Annotated in this window: 8 protein-coding genes; 3 read left to right on the plus strand and 5 right to left on the minus strand. The window is 67.0% G+C overall.

The window, feature by feature from the left end:
* Window positions 1–7: 7 nt before the first annotated feature.
* Genes C1D09_RS01650 through C1D09_RS01665 form a run of 4 tightly spaced genes read right to left on the minus strand, consistent with a single transcriptional unit; the run spans window position 8 to window position 4,696 of the window.
* The gene (locus C1D09_RS01650; RefSeq protein WP_143972681.1) at window positions 8–1,000 is read right to left on the minus strand and encodes an ABC transporter permease subunit; all 993 of its coding nucleotides are present in this window, start codon (window positions 998–1,000) and stop codon (window positions 8–10) included.
* The gene (locus C1D09_RS01655; protein ID WP_143972682.1) at window positions 997–2,541 is read right to left on the minus strand and encodes a sugar ABC transporter ATP-binding protein; all 1,545 of its coding nucleotides are present in this window, start codon (window positions 2,539–2,541) and stop codon (window positions 997–999) included. The genes C1D09_RS01650 and C1D09_RS01655 overlap by 4 nt, the downstream gene beginning before the upstream one ends.
* Window positions 2,538–3,917 carry an acetate and sugar kinases/Hsc70/actin family protein gene (locus C1D09_RS01660; protein WP_143972683.1) on the minus strand — a complete coding sequence of 460 codons (1,380 nt, stop codon included), beginning with the start codon at window positions 3,915–3,917 and terminating at the stop codon, window positions 2,538–2,540. The genes C1D09_RS01655 and C1D09_RS01660 overlap by 4 nt, the downstream gene beginning before the upstream one ends.
* Complete coding sequence (locus C1D09_RS01665; protein WP_143972684.1) at window positions 3,914–4,696, minus strand: DeoR/GlpR family DNA-binding transcription regulator; 783 nt, start codon at window positions 4,694–4,696, stop codon at window positions 3,914–3,916. Before C1D09_RS01665 ends, C1D09_RS01660 begins: the two co-directional genes overlap by 4 nt.
* A gap of 169 nt (window positions 4,697–4,865) precedes the next feature.
* Between C1D09_RS01665 and C1D09_RS01670 the strand changes: the two genes are divergently transcribed.
* The 3 genes from C1D09_RS01670 to C1D09_RS01680 are packed head-to-tail and all read left to right on the plus strand — an operon-like array spanning window position 4,866 to window position 8,047.
* Window positions 4,866–5,909 (plus strand): class II aldolase/adducin family protein, encoded by a 1,044-nt coding sequence (locus C1D09_RS01670; RefSeq protein ID WP_143972685.1) that lies wholly within the window; start codon window positions 4,866–4,868, stop codon window positions 5,907–5,909.
* A 15-nt stretch (window positions 5,910–5,924) separates the two neighbouring features.
* On the plus strand, window positions 5,925–7,199 hold the full coding sequence (locus C1D09_RS01675; protein WP_143972686.1) for an FGGY-family carbohydrate kinase: 1,275 nt from the start codon (window positions 5,925–5,927) through the stop codon (window positions 7,197–7,199).
* Window positions 7,196–8,047 (plus strand): TIGR01459 family HAD-type hydrolase, encoded by an 852-nt coding sequence (locus C1D09_RS01680; protein ID WP_143972687.1) that lies wholly within the window; start codon window positions 7,196–7,198, stop codon window positions 8,045–8,047. The genes C1D09_RS01675 and C1D09_RS01680 overlap by 4 nt, the downstream gene beginning before the upstream one ends.
* On the opposite strand, the gene C1D09_RS01685 is transcribed toward C1D09_RS01680, so the two are convergent.
* On the minus strand, window positions 8,034–9,027 hold a 994-nt coding region (locus C1D09_RS01685), incomplete at its 5' end, for a sugar-binding transcriptional regulator (RefSeq protein WP_246135628.1). The genes C1D09_RS01680 and C1D09_RS01685 overlap by 14 nt on opposite strands.

Raw genomic sequence — 9,027 nt, forward strand, 5'->3', positions numbered from 1 at the left:
AGGTCACTCACGTTCTCGCCCCTGCCTGGAGCCGGTAGCGGTCGAGGGCGACCGCCACGATGATGACCAATCCCTTGATGATGTACTGCCAGATGTCCGAAACGCCGGCCAAGATGAGCCCGTTTGACAGCACCGCGATGATCAGGCCGCCGATCAGCGTGCCCCAGATCGAGCCGACGCCGCCGACGAAGCTGGTGCCGCCGAGGATGACGGCGGCGATGGCGTCGAGCTCGTAGGACTGGCCGAGTTGCAGGCCGTTGGCGGCGTAAAGCCTTGCCGCCGACATGGCGCCGCCGAGACCGGCGAGCAGGCCGGACACGCCATAGACGAAGAGCAGCACCAGCGGCACCTTGATGCCGGTCAGCCGCGCCGCCTCGGCATTGCCGCCGACGGCATAGATCCAGGTGCCGAGCACGGTGCGCTTGAGCACCAGCCAGGACAGCACCACGACCGACAGTGCGATGACGACCAGCCAGGGAATGCCGAACAGCGAGCCATTGCCGATGAAGTCGAACGGCAGGTCCGAGTTGAACACCGTCGTGTCCTGCCCGAGCAGGCGGGCAATGCCGCGCACCGCCGTCAGCGAACCCAGCGTGACGATGAACGGCGGCAGCCTGATATAGGCGACGAGCAGCCCGTTCGCCAGCCCGAAGCCGAGGCCGACGAGGATGGCCGCCGGCACGCCGAGCAGACCCCAGTCGGGCACCAACGACACCAGCACCGCAACCATCGCCGACGCGGCGAGGATCGAGCCGACCGACAGGTCGATGCCGCCGGTCAGAATGACGAAGGTCATGCCGGCGGCGAGAACGATGTTGATCGACGATTGCTGCGTGACGATGAGCAGATTGGTCTCGGTGAGGAAGCGGGGATTGATGAACTGGAAGCCCGCCGCCAGCAGCACCAGCACCGGCAGCATGCCGAGCGCCGCGAAGGCTGTGCGCAGCCGCCGGCTCCTGACCACCGCCTGATCCACGCTCGTCGTCGTCCTGTCGGTCATTCCTGGGCCGCTCCCGTCGCAAGTTCCATGATCGCCTCCTGACGCAGCGGTTCGCCTCCGGATGCCGTCACCTCGCCTGCTATGGCGCCGTCGCGCATCACCAGCACGCGGTCGGCGACGCCGATCACCTCGGGCAATTCGCTGGAGATCATCAGGATGGCTATGCCCCGGTTGGCGAGGTTGTCGATCAGCCGGTAGATTTCCGACTTGGCGCCGACATCGACGCCGCGCGTCGGCTCATCGAGGATGACGACCTTCGGCTCGGTCTCCAGCAGCCGGGCGAGCAGCACCTTCTGCTGGTTGCCGCCCGACAGCGAGCCGGCATTGGCCTGCGTCGAGCGGGCGCGGATCGACAGGTCCGCGATGGCCTTTGCCGCGCGCCTTTCGGCGGCGCTGAAGTCGCGGAACCCTCCGCTCAGCGCGTCTCTGGCCAGCACGCCCATGCTGATGTTGTCGGAAATCGACATGTCGAGGAACAGGCCGAGTTCCTTGCGGTCCTCGGTCAAATAGGCAATGCCGGCGTCGAGCGCTTCGCGCGGCGAGCCGATGGAGATCGGTTTGCCATCGACTTCCAGCGTGCCTGCGCTGCGCCTGTCGGCGCCGAAGATCAGCCTTGCGAGCTCGGTGCGGCCGGAGCCGACAAGACCTGCGAGAGCCAGCACCTCGCCCTTGTGCAGGTCTAACGAGCAGTTCTTCAGCAGGCGTCCGTCGGACATGCCGCGCACCGAGAGTGCGACGGCGCGCTTCAGATCCGGCGGACGATGATCCTTCTTGTAGAAAGCGGAGAGATCGCGGCCGACCATCATCGACACCAGCCGCGAGGCGTTGAGGTCGGCGCGATCCAGCGTGCCGACATAGCCGCTGTCACGCAGCACGCTGACACGGTCGGCGAGATGGTAGACCTCTTCCATGCGATGGCTGATGTAGATGATGGCGATGCCCTGCGCCTTCAGCGTCGCGATCACTTCGAACAGGCTGTCGGTCTCACGCGACGTCAGCGAAGTGGTTGGCTCGTCCATGACGATGATGCGCGCATTGGTCGACAGCGCACGGGCGATCTCGACCAGCTGGCGCTCGCCGAGCGACAGGCGGGAGACCAGCGCACGCGCCGAGAAGAAGACGCCGAGCCGCGCGATGATTTCGTTCGCCCGCCGGTTGCACTGATCGCGGTCGACAATGCCGAAGCGTCGCGGCTCGTTGCCGAGGAAGATGTTCTGCGCCACCGTCAGATTGGGCGCCAGAGACAGCTCCTGATAGATCACCGCAATGCCAGCGGCACGCGCCTTGATCGGATCGCCGGTCGCGGCGGGCTTGCCATCGATCAGGATCTCGCCGCCGGCATCCGGCCGATAGGCGCCCGACAGCACCTTCATCAGCGTCGACTTGCCGGCGCCGTTCTCACCCATCAGAGCATGCAGCTCGCCGGCATGGACGGTGAGCGAAACATCCTGCAAGGCGCGGATCGCGCCGAAGGTCTTGGAGATGTGCCGCATCTCCAGGACCGGATGGCTGCTTGCCAGTTTTTGTGCCGCCGCGCTCATCGTGCACCACCCGCCGCCTTGATGGCGTCGCCCTTCCGCCCAACGCGATCGCGCCAGGCGTCGCGATAGCCGGCAAGGCCGACAAAGCGTGCCGCATCCACCGGCTCCGGCGCCTCGGCGGCGAAGTCACGCCCGACGCTCTCGAAGGCAAGTGCTGCCGCGCCGGTGGCGCTGCCCTCCAGCGTGGCGCCCTGCAGGAAGGCCTGGCCGGGACGCAACTCGGCCAACAGTCCGGCAAGCAGGCCGCCAGTGTTCAGCCCGCCATCGACGATGACGGTGTCTTGCGAATGGATGAGGTCAAGGCAGAGATCGACCATCAGCGCCACATAGAGCAGCGCCGCGGCGGCGCGTTCGCCGGCATCGGGCGTGCGCCCGACCAGGCGGCCGGGACGGTCCGGCATCGGCCCGCCCGGCGCGAAGCTCGGCAGCGCCATAATGCCCGCATCGATCGCTTGCTGGATGGAGCCATGCGGGATCGCGCCTTGCCAGCCGCCGCTGATGGCGGCGAATTCGCGCCCACCCATGAAGCGGATGGTCGGCACCGGGCCGCCGTCGACATCGACGTTGACCAGCATGTCGCGGTCACGGTCGAGCACGTCCAGCGGGCAGTCGGGATTGAGCACGACGACCCAGGTTCCGGTCGACACCACGGTCAGCCGGCCAAGCTCCTGGCGACGATAGGCATGGAGCGCCGCATTCGAGTCGTGGACGCCATTGTGGATGGCGATTGGCCGTTCCGCTCCGCCAAGACGCCGCTCACCGATGACCGCGCCGGCGCGCGCGAAGGCCGGCATCCGGCCGCGCCAGCCCTCGGCATCGACCAACGAGGAAAAGTCCCGCTTGCGCGGCGCCCACAAATGCGAATGGCAGCCGAGATAGGACACTTCCGAAACGGCTCGGCCACCGAGGCGCCAGCTCCAGTACTGGGGGTAGCCGAGGATCGATCTGGCCGACGCGAAGGCATCGGCATCGACGTCCTGCAGCCACAGCATGTGACGGCCATAGTTGAAGCCGAGTGGCAGCCGGGGCGAGAACGTCTCGGCAAAATCCGGAATGCGGCGATCGATCCGGGCAGCGATTTCGGCCGGCGGCTCCTGCTCGTAGTCGAGGATAGCATGCGTCAGCGCCGCGTCGTCGACGAGGGCGAAGGTGCAGCCATGGCCCGACACCATCACCCCTTCCGCGCCATGGTTTTCGACCGCCTCTGTGACCGCACCGAGTGCCCAGTCATGGAGGGCGGCCTCGTCGAGCACGCTGAAGCCGTCCTGGCGGATCCATTTCGGCTGGGTCCGGCGCTCGTCGAGGATGCGTCCATCCTGGCCGAAGACGAACAGCTTGGAATTGGTCTTGCCAAAATCGAGCACCGCCACTTTCACGGCACGCCTCCCGTGGTGGGCGCGATCCGCACCATGACGCCGGCGTCCTCCAGCATCCGCGCATCGGCATCCGAAAGACCGTCATCGGTGATCAGCGTGCCGATGCGCGACAGCGGCAGAGCGACATTGCGCGCGTGGATCGACAGCTTTCGGCTGTCGGCCAGCACAACGATCTGGTCGGCGCACAGGCTGAGATCGACAATGGAGCGCACCAGCAGCGGATGCGATTCCAGCACGCCTTCCTGGTTGAGGCCTTGCGCGCCGAGAAAGAATTTCGACGCGTAGAAGGGCGTGGCCTGGACCGGCGAATGGATGATGCCGGGTTCGCGATGGAGCTCTCCGCCGGCAACGGTCAGGCTGCAATGGCCATGGTCGCTCAGATAGGCCGCGAGCGGCATCGAATTGGTGTAGAGACGGATGTTACGCTCCGCGAGCCTGACGCCGAGATGGAAGCAGGTCGAGCCGCCGTGGACGATGACCGCGTCGCCATCGCGCACCATCGTCGCCGCGGTCGCCGCGATCTGCCGCTTGGCCTCGACGGCGAGATCACGGTTCTCGTCATAGGGCCGGGCATAGGCGACGCCCGCATGGGATGCACCGTCGAGCGCCGAGATCCCGCCATAAACCTTGCGCGCCTCGCCAGCCTCGTCGATCCGGTCGATGTCGCGCCTCACCGTCGCCGCCGAAACGCCGAGCCGCTCCTGCAGCTCGCGCACCGAGGCGAACGGGCGGTCCCGCAACAGTTCGACGATCTGACGCTGGCGGCCGGAGTCGCTCAACACTTTCCTCCCGGGTACCATTTTGGTGCAACTTACTCAACATCAGTCGGATTGCAAGCCAGTTTTGACGATAGTAGATCACTGTTGACGTAAGTCGCTCGCATCTGCGATATCAACGCCAACCGGCCCCAGCGGCGGGATCCCGGGCAAGCGTTGAAGGAAAGGCGCCATGGCAACCCAAGCTGACGCGCAGGAACTGGCGGCCTTGCGGGCGCTTTCAGCCAGGATCGGGCTCAACCCGCACATGACCCAGGCGGCGGGCGGCAACACCTCGCTCAAGGCCGGCGACACGCTGTGGATCAAGGCCTCCGGCACCTGGCTGAAGGATGCGCTCAGCGACGACATCATGGTTCCGGTGGCGATGGCGCCGCTGCTCAAGGCGGTCGAAGAGGGCGATCCCGCCGCCGACAAGCCGCAGGCCTTCACCATCGACGAACTCAATCCGCGCGGCCTGCGCCCGTCGATCGAAACCACGGTGCATGCCTTGATGCCGCAACGCGCGGTCCTGCATGTCCACTGCGTCGACACGATTGCGCTTGCCGTGCAGGCCAATGGCGAGGCCGAGGTCGCCAGCCGGCTCGGCGGCATCGAATGGGCCTATGTGCCTTATTGCCGGCCGGGCTTGCCCCTCGCCCGCGGCATTGCCGAGAGACTGCGGCCTGGTGTTGACGTCCTGATCCTTGGCAATCATGGGCTGGTCGTTGCCGCCGAAACCGTGGACAAGGCCGAGCGGCTGCTCCACCGCGTCCGTTCGCTATTGGCACGGCCGGCGCGCGCGACCGCCCCGCCCGACATCGCGGCCCTGACAGCGCTTGCCGCCGACAGCACCTACCGGTTACCGGTGGATCTGGAAGCCCACGCAGTTGCGCTCGATGCGCAAAGCCGTCGCATGGCGGAGGCTGGCAGCCTCTATCCCGACCATGTCATCTTCCTCGGCCAGGGGTCGGTGGTGGCCGAGCCAGGCGAGAAGGCGGCTAGCGTCACAGCGCGCCTGGGCATGGCCCCCGTGGCGATCCTGTTTCCCGGCGCTGGCGTGCTGATGCGAGGCGACGCCAGTGCCGGCGCCGACGCCATGCAGCGCTGCCTCGCCGACGTGACCGCTCGCGTCGATGTCGCGGCGCGGCTTAATTATCTCACCGCTGCCGAGAACGACGAACTGGTCAATTGGGACGCCGAGCAGTATCGACAGAAGCTCAATGCCACAGGCGCCTAGCACAGGACTGAAGACATGATGCCCCTTGTCATCGGCATCGACATCGGCACATCGGGCGCGCGCGCCGTCGCCATGCGTCCGGATTTTTCCATTGCCGGCCAGTCCGCCGTTCGGCTTGACAAATTCGGCCCAAATCCCCGCTCCCCGTCGGCATGGTGGCAAGCGGTCCAGGCGGCTCTGACAGAACTGCTTTCGGGGGTCGACCGCACTGCTGTCCGTGCCATAGCCGTCGACGGCACGTCGGGCACGCTGCTGCCGGTCGACGGCGCCGGGCAACCACTGGCCGAACCGCTGATGTACAACGACAAGGTCGACGACGCCGGCATCCTGGCCGCCATCGCGCGCAAGGCGCCGGACGCGAGCGCCGCGCACGGCGCCACCTCAGGCCTGGCCAAGGCGTTGCGGTTCCAGCATCTGCCCGATATCGCGGCCGTGCTGCACCAAGCCGACTGGATCGCCGCCAACTTCTCCGGCCGCTTCGACGTCAGTGACGAGAACAATGCGCTGAAGACAGGCTTTGATGTCGAGGCGCGCCGCTGGCCGGACTGGATCGCGGCCACCGGCATGCGCATGGAGTTGCTGCCTGATGTGGTCGAGCCGGGTGACGTCACCGGCACGCTCGCCGCGGCCGCAGCGGAGCTGTTCGGCCTGCCGCGCTATGCGGTCGTGGTCGCCGGCACCACGGATGGCTGTGCCTCGTTCCTGGCGACCGGCGCCACGGCCGCCGGCGATGGCGTCACGGCGCTGGGATCCTCGCTGACCATCAAGATCCTGTCCGACCGGCCAATCTCGGCACCGCGATTCGGCATCTACAGCCATCGCCTTGGCGACACCTGGCTGGCCGGCGGTGCGTCGAATTCCGGCGGCAAGGTGCTGGCGCAGCATTTTTCGCTGGCGCGGATCATCGAACTCAGCGCGGCGATAGACCCCACGACCGAAACCGGGCTCGACTACTATCCGCTCGGCGCATCGGGTGAACGATTCCCAATCGCCGATCCCACCTTGCCGCCGCGTCTTTCGCCGCGACCAGCTGAGGATGCCGACTATCTCAAGGCGATGTTCGAGGGCATGGCGGCGATCGAGGCGCTCGGCTATCGTCGGCTGACCGAGCTCGGCGCGCCGGCGCTGACCTCGGTCAGGAGCGTCGGCGGCGGCGCTGCAAATCCGGCCTGGACAGCGATCCGGCGGCGCAAGCTCGGCGTCGATTTCCCGCCCGCACTTTCCGACGAGGCGGCCGCCGGCACGGCGCGGCTGGCGCTCAAGGGCGCACGCAAGGCAGGACTGGTATGAGTGCGACGAAGATCGAGCGCCTCGACGGTATCGGGCCGCTGGTCGATCGCTACCAGGTGTTCCTGCTCGACCAGTTCGGCGTGCTGCATGACGGCCAGGCTCCTTATCCAGGCGCGGTAGAGGCATTGCCGGCGCTGAAGCGCGCCGGCAAGACGGTGGTGCTGATCTCCAATTCCGGCAAACGCGCCAGGCCCAATGAGGACCGCTTGCTGAAACTCGGCTTCGCCGCCGGCAGCTGGGACCATTTTGTGTCCTCCGGCGAGGTGGCGTGGCGATCCTTCAACGAGATGGCGGCATCGGGAAAGCTGCGCGCGGGGACAAAATGCCTTCTGATCAGCCGCGACAACGACCGCACAGCGATCGAGGGCCTGCCCTTTGTGCTGACCGCGGCCGGCGAGGACGCCGAGCTGGTGCTGATCTCGGCCAGCGAGGGCGACCGCCACGACCTCGACCATTATCGCCGGCTGCTCGCCCCGGCGGCGGCGCGGCAGGTGCCGTGCTTCTGCACCAACCCCGACAGGATCATGCTGACGGCTGTCGGACCGCGCTTCGGCGCCGGCGAGATCGCCGACCTCTACGAAGGCCTGGGCGGCAGCGTCACCCGCATCGGCAAGCCCTATCCGGCGATCTTCGACGCAGCCCTGGCGCTGGCCGGCGAGCCTGACCGCCGCAGCGTGGTCTGCGTCGGCGACAGCGTCGAGCACGACGTGGCAGGCGGCAACGGCGCCGGCGTCGCCACGGCGCTGGTACTCGGCGGCATATTGGCGGACACGCCGGATCTCGAAGCCGTTTTCGACGAGCAGCAGGCCTGGCCCGATTACATCACGGGATCTTTCAGCTTGCGCTGACCGCCTCGAGCATGCGCTTGGCGCTTTCCTCGTCGGTAATCAGGATCGTCGGCGCGATCAGGTTCATGGCGCCGAGCAGCGCCTCGGTCTTCTCCTCGCCGCCGGAGGTAAGGATGCGGATTGGCGCCGCGCGCAGACGGTCGACTTCCACCGACATCACATGGCTGTTGACGGGATGGTCGACCAGGTCGCCATTGCGGTCGAAGAAATGGAACAGAAGGTCGCCGACGGCGCCACGCTCGAGCAGGGCCTCGCGGTCCGCCTCCCTGAGAAAGCCTCCGCGAGAGAAGGTGGTGGCCGAGGCGATGCCGCCGACGCTCAGCAGAACCGCATCGAGCACGTTGGCCATTTCGAAGACCTCCTGCAGGCCGCAGCGCTCGACCAGCGCGATCTTGGTCTCGACGCTGTCGACGACGGCCGGCGTGGGGATCAGATACCCGTCGCCCTGGAAGATCTGGGCGAAGCGCCAGGCGAACTCGGCCGGGTTGTAGCGCCGCACCACGCCGACACCGCCCAGCAGCGAAATGACCTTGAAATCGGAGAGCGACTTGGCGCTGATGAAGGGCAGGCTGGAGAACAGCGTCCGGCCCCACCCGACGCCGACGCGCATGCCTGATTTCATCGTGTCGGACAGGAAAGCCCCGGTCTTGGCGCTAATCGCGGGGATCGGGTCGGCATTGGGCGCGGTAAGCGGGGCGACCAGCGCCTGCTGCAGGCCGAAGGTTCGCTCCAGCGCGCGCTCCAGCCGTACGATCTCCGACAATTCGCTTTCGATGGTGATCTTCACTTCGTTGCGCGAGCGCGCGTCGGCGAGCATGCGCACGATGGTGACGCGGCCGACGCCAAGCACGTCGGCGATCTCGTTCTGCGTCATCTGCTCGACGAAATACATCCAGGCGGCGCGAATCCTGAGGCGGTCCGTCCGGCTCTCACTGGCGACCTGCTCGCTCGCCTCGCCTGCTGCCCGCCCCTCTTCGGCC

Origin of the sequence: Mesorhizobium intechi (genome assembly GCF_002879535.1) — a bacterium.
Classification (GTDB): Bacteria; Pseudomonadota; Alphaproteobacteria; order Rhizobiales; family Rhizobiaceae; genus Mesorhizobium; species Mesorhizobium intechi.

Bases quoted from the DNA above. Each gene is read 5' to 3' on its own strand.
- C1D09_RS01650 (WP_143972681.1), bottom strand. From the start codon at position 1,000: ATGACCGACAGGACGACGACGAGCGTGGATCAGGCGGTGGTCAGGAGC.
- C1D09_RS01655 (WP_143972682.1), bottom strand. From the start codon at position 2,541: ATGAGCGCGGCGGCACAAAAACTGGCAAGCAGCCATCCGGTCCTGGAG.
- C1D09_RS01670 (WP_143972685.1), top strand. From the start codon at position 4,866: ATGGCAACCCAAGCTGACGCGCAGGAACTGGCGGCCTTGCGGGCGCTT.
- C1D09_RS01675 (WP_143972686.1), top strand. From the start codon at position 5,925: ATGATGCCCCTTGTCATCGGCATCGACATCGGCACATCGGGCGCGCGC.
- C1D09_RS01680 (WP_143972687.1), top strand. From the start codon at position 7,196: ATGAGTGCGACGAAGATCGAGCGCCTCGACGGTATCGGGCCGCTGGTC.